This window comes from Cellulomonas sp. (assembly GCF_035634735.1).
GTDB lineage: Bacteria > Actinomycetota > Actinomycetes > Actinomycetales > Cellulomonadaceae > Cellulomonas.
In genome coordinates, this window is the sequence record NZ_DASQCJ010000038.1 from 1 (window position 1) to 19,768 (window position 19,768).

Here is a 19,768-nt window from a genome sequence, read left to right on the forward strand (position 1 = left end):
CGCCTGCTCGGCGTCCCGGTCGCCCGCGACCAGCCGGGTGAAGTCGTGGTTCGACGTCGGCAGCCCGGTGACCCCGCCGCGGCCCGACGCCCTGATCGCCGCGTCCGCCTCCCGCCACGCCTCGACGAACGGCGCCGCGTCACCGAGCCCGGCGGCGTCGGCCCACGCGGGCCGCTCCTCCCAGACCTCGTCCGCGGTGCCGGCCCCGTTGTTCCAGAGCGAGCGCAGCGCCAGCCCGTCGTTCCCGCCGCCGAACTGCAGGAAGAAGTCCGCGTGGAAGCCGGCGGGCACGGACACCCGCGGGTCGCCCCACTCGGCGACGAGCACCCGCCCGGGGTGCGCGGCGTCCAGCCAGTCGCGCATCCCGCGCCACAGCCGGCCGGTCTCGACCAGCCCCGGGTCGTCCTTCACCAGCGACCCGGCCATGTCGACCCGGAACCCGGCCACCCCGCGGTCGAACCAGAACGCCATGATCTCTTGCAGCGCCGCGCGGTTGGCCCGCGGGCCCGGGGCGTCGACCGGCTGCCGCCACGGCTGCGCGGGGTCCGGCCGGGCGTAGCCGAAGTTGAGCGCGGGCTGCACCGGGAAGAAGTTCGGCAGGTAGTACCCGCCGCGGCGCCCCGGCCCCGGCTGGAACCCGTCCGCGGGCGTCGCCGACCACACGTACCGGTCGTCGGCGGGGTCGTCCGCCGCGGCCCGGAACCACGGGTGCTGGTCGGAGGTGTGCCCGGCGACCAGGTCGAGCAGCACCGCGATCCCCCGCCGCGCGGCCTCGTCCGCGAGCGCCGCGAGGTCCTCGTTCGTCCCGTACCGCGGCGCCACCCGCAGGAAGTCGGCGACGTCGTACCCGGCGTCGGCGAACGGGGACGCGAAGCACGGGCTCAGCCAGATCGCGTCGACGCCGAGCCACGCCAGGTAGTCGAGCCGGTCGGCGATGCCGCGCAGGTCGCCGATCCCGTCGCCGTCCGCGTCCGCGAACGACTGCGGGTAGATCTGGTAGAGCACGGCGCGGTCGAGCCGGCCGGCGAGGTCCGTCACGCCCACCGGGCCGCCCCCTCCGCGCCGGCGTAGCCGAGCCCCGCCCCGTCCGACCCCGGCGGCTGCACCAGCCACGCCCCGGAGCGCGCGGGCAGCGTCAGCACCCCCGGCCGTGCGCCGGACCCGGGACCGGCCCCGGGCCCCGCCAGCGGCACCCCGCCCCGCGCCAGGCGCACCTCGGCCGGCCACGGCGACACGTTGAGCACGTGCACCACCCGCGTCCCGTCCGGCGCCGCCGTCGGCACCACCACCACGGGCGCCGTCGACTCCGCGGCGACCACCGGCGCCGCCCCCAGCGCCCCGAGCAGCGCCGCCCAGGCCGGCAGCGCGCACGGCAGGTCCGCCGCCACGAGCAGCGCCTCCCCCGCCCCGCACGGCACCCGGACCACGCACGGCTCGCCCGACCCGGTGACCCGGGCCAGCACGTCGGCCCCGGGCGGCAGCGCGGTCAGCGCCTGCACGAACCCGGCGCGCACCTCGGCGAGCGGCAGCCGGTCGTCCGCGGGCGTCACCGACGGGAACCGCGTCGCCGTCGACTCCACCGGAGCACCGGCCGCGACGCCCAGCGCGTCCAGCAGCACCGTGCACGGCTCGCCGAGCGGGTCGAGCGTCGGCACCGGCCCGTGCAGCAGCAGCCGCCCGCCGGCCCGCACCCAGCCCGCGAGCCGTTCCTGGACCACTGCGGCCAGCACCGGCGTCGACCCCAGCGCCAGCACGTGCCCCGCGGGCAGCCCGGCGAGCGTGCGCGCGCCGGAGGACCCGTCCGCCTGCAGGTCGACGGCGTCCGGGGCGAACCCGCCGAGCACCAGCGCGCGGGTCAGCACCTCTCGGGGCCCCGAGCCGCGGGAGCGCTCGAGCCCCGCCACGTGCGCGGCCTCCCGGGCGGACCCGGGGTACCGGTACTCGGTCATGTAGTGGTCCGGGACGAACCCGAGCGTGACGGGCGACGGCTCCGGCCGCGCGGCCCGGAGCAGTGCCGCCGCGTCCGCCACCGCCCGCGTGGCGCCGCGGAGCGCTTCCCACCCCGGGGCGCGCCGGCCCTCGGGGTCCACCGGCGCGGCGAACCCGTGCCGCTCCCCCGTGCTCGCGACCCGGTCGTTGCCGTCGCCCACCGGCGCGGGCAGCAGCGGGTTCCGCCCGCCGGTCAGCAGGTAGTAGTTGACGAACGTCTGCCCCTGCGCCACGCACAGCTGGAGCTTGAGCGGCGCCGCCTCCGGCCCGCACGCGACGTCGAGCGCCTCCCCGTAGTCGCCGGTGCCGACCTCGAACTCGAGCGTCCCGGTGGGCTGCCCCGGCGCGACGGTCGCGGCGAGGAACGCGTTCGACGCCCACAGGCCCGGCAGCTTCGCGAGCGTGAGGTCGCCCAGGTAGTAGTCGGCGCCGGGCAGCACGTCCGGCCGGCCGGCCCAGGTCCGGTGCAGCTGGGCGACTCCGAGCGGGAAGTGCCGCGCCTCGCCGCCCCAGCAGCCGTGCACGTTGACGAGCAGCGGGACGTCGATCCCGGCCGCGCGCACCCGGTCCCGCAGCAGGCCGACGTACTCCGCGTACCGGTCGCGGGCGTGCCGGCCGAGGGCCCCGCGCAGCGCGAGGACCGCGCCCTCCGCGGGCGAGCGCACCGCGGCCGCCCACGCGGCGGCGTCGCGCGGGTCGGCCCCGTACCGCGCGCACACAGCCTCCGGGCCGCCCGCGCCGGCCTCGGCCACCAGCCGCCGCGCGAGGTCCGCCACGGTCGCGTCCGACAGGTCCGGGCTGTTGGTCACCCAGGGCAGCATCCCGACCTCGTTGTCGAGCTGCACCGCCACCACCGGCCCGCCCCGACCGGCGGTGCGGGCCGCGAGCACCGGGAGCACCGCGTCGAGCCAGGCCCCGCACGCCGCGAGGTAGGCCGGGTGCAGGTAGTCGACGACGGTGGCCTCCGGCGGCACGCCGTCCCAGCCGGGCGGCACCACCTCGGGGTGCTCGCGGAGCAGCCGCTGCCCCAGGCCCTCGTGCTTGAGCTCGGCCATCACGAACGGCCCGGGCCGGGCGACCACCGCGAGCCCGCGCTCCCCGCACAGGCCGAGGAACGCGCCGACGTCGAGCTCGGGCCGGGTGCGGCCGGTGACGTCGACGCCCCGTCCGCGGTCTCGTGCACCAGCCACGGGACGTACGTCGCCACCGCGGTCAGCCCGAGGTCGAGGGCGTCGTCGAGCCGGTCGGCCCAGTCGGCGCGGTCGAGCCGGAAGTAGTGCACCTCCCCCGCCAGGACGAGGTCGTCGTGCAGGGACGGGAACCGTACGGGTGCCACGCGCTACCCCTTCGTAGCTGTCGGAACCGGTCGAGATCGGGTCTTGCTTGTAACCGGTTACGTCTGCACAGTACGAGCCGTAACCGGTTACATCCAGGGCCGGTCCGGACGAGGGAGACCGAGATGGCCGGCACTGGGCGACCCACCGTCCGCGACGTCGCGCGGCACGCCGGCGTGTCCGTCGCCACCGTCTCCCGGGTCACCCACGACGACCCGGTGGTCACGGGCGGCACCCGGGACCGGGTGCTCGCCTCGATGCAGGCGCTCGGCTACACGCCCTCCGTGCTCGGCAGCGGGCTCGCCTACCAGCGGCACCACACGCTCGGCGTCGTCCTGCCGGGCCTGGGCGGCCCCTACTTCGCCGCGCTCATCCAGGGCGCGGAGTCGGTGGCCGCCGAGGCGGGCGTCGCGGTGAACGTGCTCGGCACCCACCTCCGGCACGACGCGGTCCAGGCGGTGCACCAGCTCGCGCTGCGCACCGACGGGCTGATCGTGCAGGGCGGCACCGTGCCGGACGACCTGCTCGGCGCGATCGCCGAGAAGCTGCCGGTCGTACTGGTCGCGGGCGAGCACCCGGACCTGGTCACCGTGCGCACCGACGGCCGGGCGGCGGCGCGCGGGCTCACCGCGCACCTGGTCGAGGCGCACGGCCACCGCCGGCTGCGGTTCGTCGGCGCCACGCACGGCTCGCCCGACACCACCGCGCGCTACGCCGGGTTCCGCGACGCGCTGGCCGCGGCCGGCCTCGCCGAGCACGGCGAGCCGGTCCGGCACGGGCTCGAGGCCCGGTACGGCGCGATGGCCGCGCGGCAGCTGCACGCCGAGGGCGACCTGCCCGACGCGCTGGTCTGCGCCAACGACGAGCTCGCGTTCGGGGTGCTGGCGACGCTGCCGGGCCTCGGGGTCGCGATCCCGCGGGACGTGGCGATCGTCGGGTTCGACGACCTGGACCTGGCGGCCCTCGCGTCCCCCACCCTCACGACCGTGCACCAGCCGGTGCACGACCTCGGCTCGACCGCCGCGGAGCTCGTCCTCGCGGCCACGCGCCGCTCCCGGGAGCCGTTCGCTCCCCTGCCCCCCGACGACCGGGTCCTGCCGACCCGGCCGGTGCTCCGCGAGTCCTGCGGCTGCTCGACCTAGCCCGACGCCCGCGGCGGCACCACCCTTCAACGAGGAAGGATGCTCATGCACGCACGATCACGACGGAGGTCCCGGGCGCGGCTGGCCGCCTGCGCCGCGGCCGCCGCGCTCGCCCTGACCGCCTGCACCGGCGGTGGGGGCGGCGGGGGCGGCCAGGGCAGCGGCGCCCCCGGCGACCGGCTCACGGACGAGGGCCGGGTGTCGCACCTGGTGCTCGGCGACTTCTCCGGCCAGACCAACCCCAAGGCCAACTACAACCCGTTCTCGGCGACGGCGCTGGGGCCGCTGTGGACGATCTACGACCAGCTCTACGTGGTGAACAGCTACGACTGCACCGAGGAGCCGCAGCTCGCGACCGGATACGAGTGGACGAGCCCGACCGAGCTCCGGATCACCACCCGCGACGGCGTCACCTGGAACGACGGCGAGCCGTTCAGCGCCCGCGACGTCGCCTTCACGTTCAACCTGCTCCGCGACAACCCCGCCCTCGACACCCGCGGCGTCGCGCCCGGGCTGGTCGGCGCCGAGGCCACCTCGGGCACCGAGGTCGTGCTGACGTTCGAGCAGCCGTCGTTCTCCCGCTCCGGGATGTACCTGCAGACGCTCGTCGTCGCGGAGCACGTGTGGGCGGACGTCGACGACCCCGTCACGTTCACCGCCGAGGACGCCGCGGTCGGCACGGGCGCGTTCACCGTGAAGTCGTTCAACCCGCAGCGGTTCACCGTCGAGCGCAACCCGGACTCCTGGCGCGCCGACACCGTCGTCGTCGACGAGCCGTGGTTCGAGAAGGCGGACGCCGGCGGCCAGGTCGACCAGCTCAAGCTGGCGCGGGGCGAGTACGACAACAACTCGATGTACGTCCCCGACATCGAGGAGACCTACGTCGCGAAGGACCCCGAGCACCACCACTACTGGTTCCCGTCCGGCTCCCCCATCTCGCTGTTCATGAACCTGGAGCAGGCGCCGTTCGACGACGTCGAGTTCCGCCGGGCGATCTCGGTCGGGCTCGACCGGGTGGCGCTGACCGAGGACGCCGGGTCCGGGTACGTGGAGGTCGCGAGCCAGACGCTGCTGGTGCTGCCGGGCCAGTCCGACTGGCTCGACCCGACCATCCCCGACGAGGGCTACCTGCCCTACGACCCCGACGCGGCCGACGCCGCCCTCACCGCCGCCGGGTACGCGCTGGACGACTCCGGCCGCCGGCTCGGCAAGGACGGCGAGCCGATGCGGTTCTCCTTCATCACCCCGCAGGGCTGGAGCGACTGGACCGCCGCCGCCAACTCGCTCAAGGACGACTTCGACGCGCTCGGCATCCAGGTCACGGTCGAGACGCCGGAGTTCCCGACGCTCGAGCAGGACCGGCTGGTCGGCAACTTCGACATGACGTTCGGCGTCCGCGCCGGGCAGTGCTCGATGTTCCAGAACTACGACGAGCCCCTGGGCTCGGCGAACACCGCCCCGATCGGCGAGCGGGCCACCACCAACGAGGTCCGCTGGTCCGACGCGCACACCGACGACCTGCTCGCGCAGCTCGCCGGCACGCCGGACGCCGACGAGCAGAAGCCGATCGTGCACCAGCTCCAGCAGGTGATGGTCGACGAGGTCCCGTTCATCCCGCTCTGGTACGGCGGCAAGTGGTTCGAGTTCACCACCAAGAACGTGACCGGCTGGCCCAGCGCCGAGGACCCGCACGCGGGCCCGGACAACCAGCACCTGATCTTCACGCGGCTGACCCCGGTCACCGGCTGACCGCCCGCGGCGGGGCGCGGGTCTGCGCACCCGTGCCCCGCCGCGACGAGCGACGGAGCACGACATGGCCTACTTCGCGCGGCGCATCGGGTTCTTCCTCCTCACCCTGTGGGGCGCCGTCACCCTGAACTTCCTCATCCCCCGGTTGTCCGGCGGCGACCCCGCGCAGGCGATCCTGCAGCGGATCGCCGGCAAGGAGGCCCGGGTCGACCCCGCCCAGCTCGCCGCCGTCCGGGCGATGCTCGGCGTCCCCGACGAGCCGCTGTGGCGGCAGTACCTCGACTACCTCGGCAACATGGCGAGCGGGAACTTCGGCGTCTCCTACACCTACTTCCCCTACTCGGTGTCCGAGGTGATCGGCGAGGCCGTGCCGTGGACCATCGTGCTGGTCGGCGTCACCCTCGTGCTGTCGTTCGCGATCGGCACCCTGCTCGGCACGTGGGTGGCCTGGCGGCGCGGCACGACGTTCGACTCGGTGCTGACCGTGACGTCCGCGTTCGTCGGCACGCTGCCGTTCTTCTGGATCGCGCTGGTGCTGATCTACGTCTTCGCGATCACGCTCGGCTGGCTGCCGCCGTCCGGCGGGTTCTCCGGGCTGCTCGAGCCCGCGCCGACCGCCGCCTTCGTCGCCGACGCGTGGCCCTACTTCATCCTGCCCGCCGCGGCGATCATGATCACCGGCCCGATCGGCTGGCTGCTCGGCATGCGCAACAACATGGTCCAGTCGCTCGGCGAGGACTTCGCGCGGTTCGGCCGCGCCAAGGGCCTGTCGAACCGGCGGCTGGCGATCGCCTACGGCGCGCGGGTCGCGATCCTGCCGAACGTCACCGGGTTCGCGCTCGCCCTCGGCGGCCTCATCGGCGGCACCGTGCTGGTCGAGCAGACCTTCAACTACCCGGGCACGGGCCGCCTGCTGCTCGAGGCCGTCTCGAACAAGGACTACCCGCTCATGCAGACGATCTTCCTGTTCATCGCGGTCGGCGTCCTGGTCGCCAACCTGGTCGCGGACGTGCTGTACGGCGTGCTGGACCCGCGGGCCAGGCGCCGGGAGGCGGCGTGACCGCCGCGGCCCTGCGGCCCCGCGCCCGGGCGCCGCAGTGGTTCACGATCCTGTGGCGGAACAAGAAGGCCCGGTTCGGGATGCTCCTGCTGCTGGCCTTCGTGCTGCTGGCGCTGCTCGCGCCGGTGCTCGCGCCGTACGACCCGCGCGACCGGTCGTTCGCCGGCGGGCTCCCGCCGTCCGCCGAGCACTGGTTCGGCACCACCGGCAAGGGCTACGACGTGGCGTCGCAGGCCATCTTCGGCGCGCGGACGTCGCTCGTGATCGGCCTGGTCGCCGGCGCCATCGCCACCACGATCTCGCTGCTGGTCGGCATGACCGCCGGCTACCTCGGCGGGATGGTGGACGAGGTGCTCTCCTTCGTCACCAACCTCGCGTTGGTCGTGCCCGCCCTGCCGCTGATGATCACCCTCGCCGCCTACGTCCCCGGCGGCGGCAGCGAGTGGATGGTCATCATCGTCATCTCGATCACCGGCTGGGCCGGTGCGGCGCGGCTCAAGCGCGCGCAGATCCTCACGCTGCGGAACCGCGAGTACATCCAGGCGGCGCGCATGGCCGGCGACGGCACGTTCCACGTCATCTTCCGGGAGATCGCGCCCAACATGACGTCGCTGATCGTCGTCGGGTTCATCGGCGCCGTCGGCGGTGCCATCGGGGCCGAGGCCGGCCTCGCGTTCCTCGGCATCGGCAACCCCGACACCATCTCCTGGGGGACGATGCTCTACTGGGCGAACACCGACGGCGCCCTGCTGACCGGCGCGTTCGCCCGCCTGGTCGTGCCCGGCCTGCTGCTGGCCCTCCTCACCACCGCGCTCACCTTCGTGAACTTCGGGGTCGACGCGCTCAGCAACCCGCACCTGAGGGAGCCGTGATGCCGCTCGTCGAGGTCCGCCACCTGTCCGTCGACTACCGGTCCCGGGACCTGCCGCCCGCGCACGCCGTCCGCGACGTGTCGTTCGACCTCGCCGAGGGCGAGTTCGTCGGCCTGCTGGGCGAGTCCGGCTGCGGGAAGTCGACGCTCGGCAACGCCCTGCTCCGGCTGCTCGACCGGCCCGCCCACCACGCCGGCGGGGAGGTCCGGTTCGACGGCCAGGACCTGTACGCCCTGCCCGCCAAGGAGCTCAACCGGCTGCGCTGGCGGGAGATCGCCACGGTGTTCCAGTCGTCGATGAACGCGCTCAACCCCGTGCTCCGGGTCGAGCGGCAGTTCCGGGACACGATGGAGGCGCACCGCTGGGACCCGCGCGCCGACGGCGACCCGCGCGAGCGCGTGCTCGAGGTGCTGCGCGACGTGGAGCTCGACGCCGAGCGGGTGCTGCGCTCCTACCCGCACGAGCTGTCCGGCGGGATGCGGCAGCGGGTCGTGCTGGCGCTCGCGCTGCTGCTCCGGCCGCGGCTCGTGGTGCTGGACGAGCCGACCACCGGGCTCGACGTGGTGGTGCAGCGGTCGATCGTCGACCTGCTGCGCCGGCTGCAGCGCGAGCACGGGTTCTCGGTGCTGTTCATCAGCCACGACCTCGGGACGGTGCTGGAGATCGCCGACCGGGTGCTGGTCATGTACGCGGGGCAGATCGTCGAGTCCCGGCCCAGCGCCGACCTCGCGGCGGCACCGCTGCACCCGTACACCCGCGGGCTGCTCGGGTCGTTCGCGGACCCGCGGGACGAGCACGTGTCCGTCACCGCGGTGCCGGGGCGGCCGCCGTCGCTCGACTCGCCGCCGGCGGGGTGCGCGTTCGCGCCGCGGTGCCCGGTGCGGGTGGCGGCGTGCGCGGCGGTGCCGCCGGTGCTGGCGGCGCCGGGGGTGCCGGCGGCGCCGGGGGTCGGGGCCGGGGCGGCCGGGGGTGCGGCGGACGTGGGCGACGACGCGCGCGGGCTGGTGCGGTGCCACCGGCTCACCCCCGAGGGGGCCGACGAGCCGACCGTGCCGGACGCGGCGCCGCCGTTCCCGGAGGTGATGGCCTGGGCGTCCGGCCCGGTGTCGGGGCCGGCGGGGTCGGCCGACGACGCGGGCGGGGCGACGCCGCTGCTGGTCGCCGACGGCCTGGTCAAGACGTACACCCGGCGCCGCGGGCTGCGGCGCGAGGAGGTGCACGCCGTCCGCGGGGTGTCGTTCGCGCTCGCGCCGGGGCGGGTGCAGGCGCTGGTCGGGCAGTCCGGCTCCGGGAAGTCGACGGTCGCCAAGATGCTCACCGGCACCGAGCGCCCGACGAGCGGCACCGTGACGCTCGCGGGCCGGGACGTCACGCACCTGCGCGGCGCCGACCTGCGGGCGTACCGGTCGCAGGTGCAGATGGTGTTCCAGGACCCGTTCGCCGCGCTCAACCCGACCAAGTCGGTCGGCGCGAGCGTCGGCCGACCGCTGCGGAACCACCTCGGCCTGTCCGGCGAGGCGCTGCGCGAGCGGGTCGTCGCGCTGCTCGACGGGGTCGGCCTGTCGCCCGGGTCGCTGTACGTCGACAAGCTGCCGCACCAGCTGTCCGGCGGGCAGCGGCAGCGCGTCGTCATCGCGCGGGCCATGGCGCCGCGGCCGCGGCTGCTGATCGCCGACGAGCCCATCTCGATGCTCGACGTGTCGATCCGGGCCGAGATCCTGGAGCTCCTGGCGACGACCGTGCAGGAGCAGGACGTGGCGATGCTCTACATCACGCACGACCTGCTGAGCGCGCGGCTGCTCGCCGACGACCTCATGGTGATGCGGGACGGCGCGGTGGTCGAGCAGGGGCCGACGGTGCGGGTGGTGCGGGAGCCGGAGCACGCGTACACGGAGACGCTGCTGGCCGCCGTGCCGCGGCCGCCGGGGGTGGCGGCGCGGTGAGGGGCGGGGGGCGCACCCGTCGGCCCCGGCCGCCGCGCCCCGCGCCCGCCGTCGGCCACCGGCGCGCCCCCGCGCCCGCCGTCGGCCGCAGCCGCGCCCCGCGCCCGCCGTCGGCGGCCGCCGCGCCCGCTGCCGGCGCCCAGCGTCTCCCGGCCCCGCGCGGGTCGTCAGCCCACGTCCGGCACGATCCCGAGGATCGGCACGTCCGCGATCCGCGACCCGGGCTGCCACGGCCACCGCCCGTCGCGGTCCGGGTAGATCACCTGGAGCGCCGGCAGCGGTCGCCGCGAGCGCGCCAGGGGGTGCGCCATGAGCAGGTGCCCGCGGGAGTCCAGCACCTCCATGACCCGCGCGTTCCGCCACACGTCGTCGATCGAGTCCCCGTCCACGTACCGCCGCCCCGCTCGCATCCGGGCGCCCAGCGTGTTGAGCAGCCGCGCGGCGTCGTCCGGGCACGGGCCGAACACGATCAGCTCGGGCAGGTCGTACCGGGACAGCCCGGTCGTGTAGCAGAACTGCAGCTCACCGTCGTCGCCCGGGCCGACGAACTGCAGCGCCCACCCGTGCTCGTCCGCCATGCCCTGCAGGTGGCTGAGCCACCCGACCGCCTCGACCTCGTCCATGACCCCACCCTGCACCCGACCACCCACACGCGGGACCGGGCGCTGGACCGGCGCCGGGGCCGGCGTCGGCTCAGCCCCGTTGCACGAGCGCGCCGTACCAGCCGAGTCCCCGGTAGGTCTCGTACCCCGGCGTCGCCGCGAAGCCGACGGCCCGGCCGTCCTCCTCGTACGCCCCCGTCGCGCGGTCGCCGGTGCGCAGCGCGAGCCGCTCGGCCAGCACCCCCGCACGGTCGGACGCCGCGAGCACGAGCCCGTCCCGGTCGAGGATCAGCACGCGGGTGGCCTCGCGCTCCCCCGGCCCGAGCCGCACGCCGTCGACGATCGCCTGCGCCTGCCGCTCCCAGTCGAAGAACACGCCCAGCGCGCCCAGGGGCCGGCCGTCGGCGCGGCCGCCCTCGCGCACGGCGGTCGCGTACGTCGCGGTCAGCGCGCCGAGCGCGCGGTGCGGGGCCACGTCGAGCGCGGCGTAGTCGTCGCCGGACCGGGTGCCCAGCGCCGCGCGGAACCACGGCTCGTCCCGGACGTCCGAGCCGACGACGCCCGGCGCCCCGCCGGTCCCCGCCCGCGCGACGACCCGCCCCGAGGCGTCGGCCAGCCACAGGTCCAGGTACACGGTGTAGCTGCGCAGGATCGTCGCCAGCCGGTCGCCGGCGTGCCGCGCGGCCGCGGCGTCGCCCGACGCCAGGGCGTCGACCAGCGCCGCGTCGGTCGCCCACCACCGGACGTCGCACGACCGCTCGTACAGGTTGCGGTCCATCAGCTCGATCACGTTCAGCGCCAGGTCCGCGAGCCGCTGGCCGCGCACCCGGCCGACGAGCTCGTGCCCGAGGACCGTGAGCTCGTCGATCCGCGGCCGCAGCTCGGACGACAGCTCCTCCGACAGCGCCCGCGCGCGGTCGGCGACCTCGCCGACCTCCCGGGCGACGACGGCGAACCCCGCGCCCGCCTCCCCGACCCGCGCGGACTCGATCAGCGCGTTCAGCGCCAGCATCTTGGTGCTGCGGGCGACCTGCTCGATGCCCTGCAGCTTCTCCCCCGTGACGCGCCCGACCTCCTCGGCCAGCCGCACGACCCGTTCCGGCACGACTCGTCCCTCCGACGAACCCCAGTCCCCCGACTCGTCCGGCCTATCGGCGGGCGGCGCGCCGGGCTGAGCGGCCGGGCGGGGCGGGTTCGGCGGGCGGCGCGCGCCCGCACTGCCCAGCTCCGGCGGGCGTCGCGGGCCCGGCGGCGTAGATTGCCCGCCGTGCCCGTCACCCTCGCCGCCGCCGCGCTCGACGCCCTCGTCGCCCGGCTCCGCGCCGCCGGGTGCGTGTTCGCCGAGGACGAGGCGGCCCTGCTCGTCGCCGAGGCCCAGGACGCGGCGGAGCTCGAGGCGATGACCGTGCGCCGGGTGGCCGGGGAACCGCTGGAGCAGGTCGTCGGCTGGGCGGAGTTCCGCGGCCTGCGGATCGGGGTGGAGCCGGGGGTGTTCGTGCCGCGGGCGCGCACCGGGCTGCTGGTGCGCGAGGCGGTGCGCGCCCTGGGCCGGGACCCGGAGGGCGGCGGCCCGGTCGTGGTCGACCTGTGCTGCGGCACCGGCGCCGTCGGGCTCGCGATCGCGGCGGAGCACCCCGGCGTCGCGCTGTGGGCCGTCGACCTCGACCCCGCGGCCGTGACCTGCGCCGGCCGGAACGTGGCGGCGCTCGGCCCGGCGGCGGGCCTCGCCGGGGCGACCGTGCTGCTCGGCGACCTGGACGCCCCGCTGCCCGCCGCGCTCGGGGCGCGGGTCGACGTCCTGGTGGCCAACGCCCCCTACGTGCCGACCGCCGAGATCGCCCACATGCCCCCCGAGGCCCGGGACCACGAGCCGCGCGCGGCGCTCGACGGGGGCGCCGACGGCGTCGACCTGCACCGCCGGGTGGCCGCGGCCGCGCCGCGGTGGCTCGCGCCGGGCGGGCACCTGCTGATCGAGACGAGCGTCCGGCAGGCGGGCGCCACCGCGGCGGCGTGCGAGGGCCAGGGGCTGGCCGTCCGTGTCGTGCACGACGACGACCTGGACGGGACCGTGGTGGTCGCGACCCGCCGCGCCGCGTAGTCCCGATCGGCACCCGGTTCTCGCGCCGACACCCGATCGATCGGGGGTCCGCGCGAGAATCGGGTGGGCACCGGTCCGCCGCGCCTAGGGTGGGTGCGGGCGGGCGCACCCCGGCGCCCGGCGAGGAGGAGGTCCCGGTGGCTCGCGCGCTGATCGTGGTGGACGTGCAGAACGACTTCTGCGAGGGCGGCGCCCTGGCCGTCGCGGGCGGCGCGGCCGTCGCCGAGCAGGTCACGGCGTTCCTGTCCCGGGCGGCCGACGCGTACGACGTCGTCGTCGCCACCGCCGACTGGCACGAGCCGCTGCCGCACGACAACGCCGGCCACTTCGCCGTCGGCGCCGACCCGGACTACGTCGCCACCTGGCCCGAGCACTGCGTCCGCGACACCGCGGGCGCGGCGTACCACCCGGCGCTGCGGCTGCCCGCGGACGCCGTGCACGTGCGCAAGGGGCAGGGCCGGCAGGACTACTCGGGCTTCGAGGGCGTGCTGACGCCGGGCGCCGGCTCGCCGGCCGGCGGGGCCGCCACCGGTTCCGCGACCGAGTCCGCGGCCGAGGCCGGCGCGCTCGCCGACGCCGCCCCCGCGGGCCTCGCGGACGCGCTCCGGGCCCGGGCGGTCGACGGCGTGGACGTCGTCGGCCTGGCCACCGACCACTGCGTGACGGCCACGGCGCTCGACGCGCTGGCCGCCGGGTTCGACGTGCGGGTGCTCACCGACCTGACCGCGGGCGTCGGCGTGCGGACCACGATCGACGCGCTGACCCGGCTCGCGGCCCGCGGCGTCACGCTGACCACGTCCGACGCGCGCTGACGGTGCGGGGGCGCCGAGGGCGGCAGCGTCTCGCCGACCGTGCTGGCGATCGGCGTCGTCGTCGTGCTCGTGATCGCGGGGGTGATGTTCCTGCGGCGGAAGCGGTAGCGCACCGCCCGTCAGGCCGCGTCGCCCGCCGGGACGGGCACCCCCGGCCGCTCGCGCCGCCAGGCGCGCCCGCCGGCCACGGCCGCCACCCCGCCGAGCACCGCCAGCGCCGGCACCACCAGGAACGCCGTGTGCGACCCCACGGCGTCCGCGAGCGCCCCGAGCAGGAACGGCGCGAGCCCCACGGCCACCCCGCCCCCGACGGTCGCCCGCGCCTGCGCCGCGTCGGTCGCGCCGCCGGCCGCCCCGAGCAGCAGCGCGATCCCGAGCGGGTACTGCGCGCCGTACCCGAGGCCGGCCAGGAACAACCCGGCCAGGGCGACCGGCGCGCTCGTCGCGGTCCACAGCACGGCCCAGCCGGCGATCGCGACGCCGAACGAGGCGGCGAGCAGCCGGGCCGGCGACACCCGGAGCGACAGCGGCCCGACGACGAACCGGATCAGCGTCATGCCGGCCACCAGCCCCGCGGTCGTCGCGGTGGCGATCCCCGCGCCGGCGCCGGTGCGGTCCCGGACCAGGTCCGTCGCCCAGTAGGTGGTGGCGTTCTCCAGCGCGAGCGCGGCGACGACCGCGACGAGGAACCACCGCGACGCCAGCACCGCCCGCCCGGGCCCGGCGGTCCCGGGCCCCGAGCCCGGATGATCCGCGCGAGCCGGCACGTCGATCTCGCCGGGCTGACGCGAGACGTGCGGGCTCGAGGTCGCACCCCCGGCCCCGGCACGAGGCAGCGGCCGCGCCAGCGCGCCCTGCGCGGGCAGCAGCCGCACCGCCACCGCCGTCGCCAGCGCGAGCGCCGCGGTCACCGCGACCGCCGGCCGCCACCCCCAGCCCGCCGCCACGCACGCGCCGACCGCGAGCGGCCCCAGCAGCCCGATCCCGGACCCGACGCCGTTCGCCTCGGTGACCGCGGCCGAGGCGGTGCGCCCGTGGTGCCGCACCAGGCCGGCCTGCGCCGCGCTGACCGCGACGTTCCCGCCCACCGAGACGACGACCATCCCGGACAGCGTCGCCGGCAGCGTCCAGCCGCTGGTGAGCAGCGCGATCCCCGCGGTGATCAGCACGCACGCGCCGACCAGCGTCGCGCGGCGCCCGAGCCGCAGCACCGCCCACGGTGTCAGGGCCGCGGCCAGCACCGCGCCGACCGCCATCGCGGTGCCGTGCAGACCGGCCTGGGCGTTCGACACCCCCAGCTCGGCGGCGAGCAGCGGCACGCTCGGGTTGAACGAGTAGAGCAGCCAGCCCCACGTGACGAACACGCCGTCGAGGGTGAGGGTGAACCGGTCCCGGTGGAGCCTCGGCGCCGGTGCCGGGGTCTGCGTCGTCACGCCGCCGACCCTAGCGGCGGGCGGCACGCCGCAGGCCGGGACCCCGGACGGGACCCCGGCCTGCGGGACGGGCGGCGCGGGCGGGCGCCGCCCTCAGTCCTGCACGGACACCGCCGCCGCGAACTGGCTCGCGTACAGCCGGGCGTACGCCCCGCCGGCCGCCAGCAGCTCGTCGTGCGAGCCCTGCTCGACGATCGACCCGTGCTCCATGACGAGGATGACGTCCGCGTCCCGGATGGTCGACAGCCGGTGCGCGATGACGAACGACGTCCGGCCCGACCGCAGCGCGTTCATCGCCTGCTGCACCAGCACCTCGGTCCGGGTGTCGACGGACGACGTGGCCTCGTCGAGCACCAGGATCGCAGGGTCCGCGAGGAACGCGCGGGCGATGGTGAGCAGCTGCTTCTCCCCCGCCGAGAGGTTCGCCGCCTCGTCGTCGATCACCGTGTCGTAGCCGTCGGGCAGCGCGCGCACGAACTGGTCGACGTGCGTGGCCACCGCGGCCTCGACCAGCCGGTCCTCCGGCACGTCCTCGACCCCGTACGCGATGTTGTCCCGGATCGTGCCGCCGAACAGCCAGGTGTCCTGCAGCACCATCCCGACCCGCGAGCGCAGGTCGTCCCGCGTGAGCTCCCGGGTGTCGACCCCGTCGAGGGTGATCCGGCCGCCGTCGATCTCGTAGAACCGCATGAGCAGGTTCACCAGCGTGGTCTTGCCGGCGCCGGTGGGCCCGACGATCGCGACGGTCTGCCCGGGCTCGGCGACCAGCGACAGGTCGTCGATCAGCGGGCTGTCCGGCACGTACCGGAAGGACACGTCCTCGAACGCGACCCGCCCCTGCACCCGCGCCGGCAGCCGCGCCGGGTCGGCCGGGTCGGGCTCCTGCTCGTCGGAGTCGAGCAGCTCGAACACCCGCTCGGCGGACGCGACGCCCGACTGCAGCAGATTCATCATCGAGGCGATCTGGGTGATCGGCTGCGTGAACTGGCGCGAGTACTGGATGAACGCCTGCACGTCGCCGAGGGTCAGGGTGCCGGACGCGACCCGCAGGCCGCCGACCACCGCGACGATCACGTAGTTGAGGTTCGCGATGAACCCCATCGCCGGCTGGATGATCCCGGAGATGAACTGCGCCTTGAACGACGCGGCGTAGAGCTCGGCGTTCTGGTCGTGGAACTCCTGCACCGCCTGGCGCTGCCGGCCGAACACCTTGACCAGCGCGTGCCCGGTGTACATCTCCTCGATGTGGGCGTTGAGCTTGCCGGTCCAGGTCCACTGCCCGATGAACTGCGGCTGGGACCGCTTGGCGATCGCGGCCGTCACCGCCACGGACAGCGGGATCGTCACGAGCGCGACCAGGGCCAGCAGCGGCGAGATCCAGAACATCATCCCGAGCACGCCGACGACGGTCAGCACGGCCGTGATCAGCTGGGACAGCGTCTGCTGGAGCGTCTGGGCGACGTTGTCGATGTCGTTGGTGACCCGGCTCAGCACCTCGCCGCGCGGCTGCCCGTCGAAGTACTTCAGCGGCAGCCGGCCGAGCTTGGCCTCGACCTGCTCCCGGAGCTTGAAGACCACGCGCTGCACGACGCCGGTCGTGATCCAGCCCTGCAGCCAGCCGAACAGCGCCGAGACGACGTAGATGGCGACGACGGCGAGCAGCAGGTTCCGCAGGCTGGTGAAGTCGATGCCCTGGCCGGGCACCACGTCCATCCCGCCGAGCATGTCGGCGAGCCGGTCCTGCCCCTGCGCCCGCAGCCCCTCGATCGCCTGCGCCTTGGTGACACCGGCCGGCAGCTGGGACCCGACGACGCCGTTGAAGATCACGTTGGTCGCGTTGCCGAGCACCTTCGGCCCGGTGACGGCGAGCGCCACCGAGAAGATCCCGAGCAGCAGCACCGCCGCGAGCTTCGGCCGCTCCGGGCGCAGCACGCCGGCCAGCCGCTTCAGGGACGCCGTGAAGTTCAGCGACTTCTCGCCGGGCATGCCCATCCCCATGCCGGGTCCGGGTCCCATCCCGCGCCGGGGCATCCGCCGCGGGGTCTCCTGCGCGCTCACGCCGCCTCCTCCACGCTCAGCTGGGACAGCACGATCTCCTGGTAGGTGGTGCACGACGCCATCAGCTCGGCGTGCGTGCCCGTCCCGACGACCGCGCCCTCGTCGAGGACCACGATCCGGTCGGCGTCGCGGATCGTGGCGACCCGCTGCGCGACCACGACGACCGCCGACCGCCGCGTCTCGGGCACCAGCGCGGCCCGCAGCGCCGCGTCGGTGGCGAAGTCCAGCGCGGAGAACGAGTCGTCGAACAGGTAGATCGCGGGCCTGCGGACCAGCGCCCGGGCGATCGCGAGCCGCTGCCGCTGCCCGCCGGACACGTTGGTGCCGCCCTGGGCGATCGGGGCGTCCAGGCCGCCGGGCATCTCGGCGACGAACGACCGCGCCTGGGCGACCTCGAGCGCGTGCCAGAGGTCCTCGTCGGTCGCGTCCGGGTTGCCGTACCGCAGGTTCGACGCGACGGTGCCGCTGAACAGGTAGGGCCGCTGCGGGACCAGGCCGACCAGCGACCACAGGTCGTCGGGGGCCAGGTCGCGCACGTCGACCCCGTCGACGGAGACCGTGCCGGCTGTCGCGTCGAAGAGCCGCGGCACCAGGTTGACCAGCGTGGTCTTGCCCGAGCCGGTCGACCCGATGACCGCGGTCGTCTGCCCCGGCTCGGCGACGAGGTCGACGCCGTGCAGCACGGCGCGCTCGGCGCCCGGGTAGCGGAACTCGACGCCGCGCAGCTCCAGGCGGCCCTGCGGACGCTCCAGCCGGACCGGCTCGGCCGCGGGGACGACCGACGACTCGGTGTCGAGGACGGCCGCGATGCGCTCCGACGACACGACGGCGCGGGGCACCATCACGAACATCATCGTCGACATCATGACGGCCATCAGGATGTACATGATGTAGCTGAGGAACGCGGTCAGGGCGCCGATCTGCATGTCGCCCGCCTCGATCCGGCCGGCCCCGAACCACAGCACGCCCACGCTGGTGACGTTCATGATCAGCATGACCGTCGGGAACATCAGCGACATGAGCCGGCCGACCCGCAGCGAGGTGTCGAACAGCGCGTCGTTGGCCTCGGCGAACCGGGCGGCCTCGCGGCGCTCGCGCACGAACGCGCGGATGACCCGCAGGCCGGTGATCTGCTCGCGCATCACGCGGTTGATCGCGTCGATCCGCTTCTGCATCACGCGGAAGTACGGCACCATCCGGCTCACGATCAGCCCGACGACGATCCCGAGCACCGGCACGACGACGAGCAGCAGCCCGGACAGCGCGACGTCCTCCTGCAGGGCGAGCACGACGCCGCCGACCAGCATGATCGGGGCCATCAGCATGATGGTGAACGACAGCAGCGCGACCATCTGCACCTGCTGCACGTCGTTGGTGGTGCGGGTGATGAGCGACGGGGCGCCGAACTGGCCCATCTCGCGGGCGGAGAAGTCCTGCACGCGGGTGAACAGCCCCTCGCGCAGGTCCCGGCCGAAGGCCATCGCGACCCGGGCGCCGAAGTACACCGCGGCGATCGAGCAGGCGACCTGGAGCAGGCTGACGCCCAGCATCAGGGCACCGATCCGCATGATGTAGCCGGTGTCGCCCACGGCGACGCCCTTGTCGATGATGTCGGCGTTCAGGCTGGGCAGGTACAGCGTCGCGATCGTCTGCGCGAGCTGGAGCAGCAGCACGGCGACGACCTGGGGCCGGTAGGGCCTCAGGTAGTCCCGGAGCAGGCGGAGCAGCATGGGTCTCCCGGGTGGGGCGGCGGGCCGGGGTGAGGGCGGTGCGTCCGCGGCGGTGGCCGGGCGGGGCGGACGGGGTGCGGCACCCGGCGGCGCGGCCGGGGTCGTGGCGGGCGGACCCGGGGTCGAGCCGGGGCCTGGCGGGTGGGACTGCTCCCCCGCGCGGGCGCGGGGTGGTCGGCGTGGCGCGGGCCTCAGGTGCGGGCGGCGCCGTGCAGCAGCACGTCGACGAGCTCGGTGACCGGGACCCCGTCGTCGTCGGGCAGGACCGGCGGGCCCTGCCCCATCACCGCTGCGATCAGCAGGTGCGCGAGCCGCTCGGGCTCGATGCGCAGCTCGTCACGGTACGCCTCGACCCGACGGACCACCGCCGCGCGGACCTCGGCGAGCGCGCGCAGCCGGGCGTCGCGGCCGGAGGGGCCGTGCAGCGGGAGGCGGTCGCCGGGGCGGTGCCCGGGGTGGTGCGCGTCCGCGGCGTCGGGCTCGTCGGCGCGCGCGCCCGGACCGATCAGCGGGCGGCCGAGCGGGTCGGCGCCGCGGGCCCCGCGCACGGCCGCCGCGCGGCGGCCCTCGTCGGAGGCGAGGATCGCGTGCACCGCGAACATCACCCGGCGCACCCGGCGCCCGCGGGCGGCCATCACGTCGGCGAGCTGGGTGAGCTCGGCGGCGAGGTCGGCGGCGGCGGGCAGGTCGTCGATCTCCGCCACGCCGGCGGTCGGGTCGAGGGCGCGCTCGGCGGCGGCCGTGAGCAGCTCGACCTTGTCGTCGAACGCCCGGAACAGCGTGCCCTCGGCCACCCCCGCGGCCACGGCGATCTGCCGGGTCGACACCTGGGCGCCGTGGGCCTCGAGCAGCGGGACCGTGGCGAGCGCGATGGCGGCGCGGCGCTCGTCGCGGCTCATCGGCCGCGCGCGTCCGGTCCGGGGCTCGTCCATGCCGCCGAGCGTAA

The 19,768-nt window shown here is 75.7% G+C and carries 16 protein-coding genes and 1 pseudogene; 8 read left to right on the top strand and 9 right to left on the bottom strand.

All coding sequences use genetic code 11. The annotated features are described in order from the left end of the window. The 3 genes from VER05_RS03375 to VER05_RS03385 form a co-directional block, all read right to left on the bottom strand. On the bottom strand, nt 1-1,044 hold a 1,044-nt coding region (locus tag VER05_RS03375; RefSeq protein ID WP_324843987.1), incomplete at its 3' end, for an alpha-amylase family glycosyl hydrolase. Beyond that, nucleotides 1,035-3,071: a beta-galactosidase gene (locus tag VER05_RS03380; protein WP_324844002.1), complete on the bottom strand. Its 2,037-nt coding sequence runs from the start codon at nt 3,069-3,071 to the stop codon at nt 1,035-1,037. The genes VER05_RS03380 and VER05_RS03375, both read right to left, overlap by 10 nt. Beyond that, nucleotides 3,044-3,325: a beta-galactosidase gene (locus VER05_RS03385; protein WP_324843988.1), complete on the bottom strand. Its 282-nt coding sequence runs from the start codon at nt 3,323-3,325 to the stop codon at nt 3,044-3,046. Before VER05_RS03385 ends, VER05_RS03380 begins: the two co-directional genes overlap by 28 nt. 123 nt (nt 3,326-3,448) lie before the next feature. Here VER05_RS03385 and VER05_RS03390 point away from each other — a divergent pair, with 123 nt between their 5' ends. From VER05_RS03390 to VER05_RS03410, 5 genes are all read left to right on the top strand, one after another. Further along, entirely contained in the window at nt 3,449-4,465 is a 1,017-nt protein-coding gene (locus VER05_RS03390) for a LacI family DNA-binding transcriptional regulator (protein WP_324843989.1), read from the top strand. 45 nt (nt 4,466-4,510) lie between these two features. Next, a complete protein-coding gene (locus tag VER05_RS03395; protein WP_324843990.1) occupies nt 4,511-6,214 on the top strand; it encodes an ABC transporter substrate-binding protein in 1,704 nt (567 codons plus the stop codon). A gap of 64 nt (nt 6,215-6,278) precedes the next feature. Next, nucleotides 6,279-7,274: an ABC transporter permease gene (locus VER05_RS03400; protein WP_324843992.1), complete on the top strand. Its 996-nt coding sequence runs from the start codon at nt 6,279-6,281 to the stop codon at nt 7,272-7,274. Further along, nucleotides 7,271-8,146 (top strand): ABC transporter permease, encoded by an 876-nt coding sequence (locus tag VER05_RS03405; RefSeq protein WP_324843993.1) that lies wholly within the window; start codon nt 7,271-7,273, stop codon nt 8,144-8,146. Before VER05_RS03400 ends, VER05_RS03405 begins: the two co-directional genes overlap by 4 nt. Further along, a complete protein-coding gene (locus VER05_RS03410; protein WP_324843994.1) occupies nt 8,146-10,089 on the top strand; it encodes an ABC transporter ATP-binding protein in 1,944 nt (647 codons plus the stop codon). The genes VER05_RS03405 and VER05_RS03410 overlap by 1 nt, the downstream gene beginning before the upstream one ends. Before the next feature lie 167 nt (nt 10,090-10,256). Here the strand turns inward: VER05_RS03410 and VER05_RS03415 are convergent, their stop codons facing one another. Continuing rightward, a complete protein-coding gene (locus VER05_RS03415; protein ID WP_324843995.1) occupies nt 10,257-10,712 on the bottom strand; it encodes a DUF4262 domain-containing protein in 456 nt (151 codons plus the stop codon). A gap of 70 nt (nt 10,713-10,782) precedes the next feature. Further along, nucleotides 10,783-11,796: a methyl-accepting chemotaxis protein gene (locus VER05_RS03420; protein ID WP_324843996.1), complete on the bottom strand. Its 1,014-nt coding sequence runs from the start codon at nt 11,794-11,796 to the stop codon at nt 10,783-10,785. A 162-nt stretch (nt 11,797-11,958) separates the two neighbouring features. Here VER05_RS03420 and VER05_RS03425 point away from each other — a divergent pair, with 162 nt between their 5' ends. The 3 genes and pseudogenes from VER05_RS03425 to VER05_RS20265 all read left to right on the top strand — a co-directional run. Beyond that, on the top strand, nt 11,959-12,789 hold the full coding sequence (locus tag VER05_RS03425; RefSeq protein WP_324843997.1) for a putative protein N(5)-glutamine methyltransferase: 831 nt from the start codon (nt 11,959-11,961) through the stop codon (nt 12,787-12,789). Between the two features lie 137 nt (nt 12,790-12,926). Continuing rightward, nucleotides 12,927-13,601: an isochorismatase family protein gene (locus VER05_RS03430; protein WP_324843998.1), complete on the top strand. Its 675-nt coding sequence runs from the start codon at nt 12,927-12,929 to the stop codon at nt 13,599-13,601. A gap of 30 nt (nt 13,602-13,631) precedes the next feature. Then, nucleotides 13,632-13,709 (top strand): annotated as a pseudogene (locus VER05_RS20265) (LPXTG cell wall anchor domain-containing protein); the annotation flags it as partial. Nucleotides 13,710-13,720: 11 nt separating this feature from the next. Here the strand turns inward: VER05_RS20265 and VER05_RS03435 are convergent. The 4 genes from VER05_RS03435 to VER05_RS03450 form a co-directional block, all read right to left on the bottom strand. Beyond that, the gene (locus VER05_RS03435; RefSeq protein WP_324843999.1) at nt 13,721-15,034 is read right to left on the bottom strand and encodes an MFS transporter; all 1,314 of its coding nucleotides are present in this window, start codon (nt 15,032-15,034) and stop codon (nt 13,721-13,723) included. Nucleotides 15,035-15,127: 93 nt separating this feature from the next. After that, entirely contained in the window at nt 15,128-17,065 is a 1,938-nt protein-coding gene (locus tag VER05_RS03440) for an ABC transporter ATP-binding protein (RefSeq protein ID WP_324844003.1), read from the bottom strand. A 23-nt stretch (nt 17,066-17,088) separates the two neighbouring features. Beyond that, nucleotides 17,089-18,822 (bottom strand): ABC transporter ATP-binding protein, encoded by a 1,734-nt coding sequence (locus VER05_RS03445; RefSeq protein WP_324844000.1) that lies wholly within the window; start codon nt 18,820-18,822, stop codon nt 17,089-17,091. Nucleotides 18,823-19,013: 191 nt separating this feature from the next. Beyond that, a complete protein-coding gene (locus VER05_RS03450; RefSeq protein WP_324844001.1) occupies nt 19,014-19,754 on the bottom strand; it encodes a helix-turn-helix domain-containing protein in 741 nt (246 codons plus the stop codon). Nucleotides 19,755-19,768 lie beyond the last annotated feature (14 nt).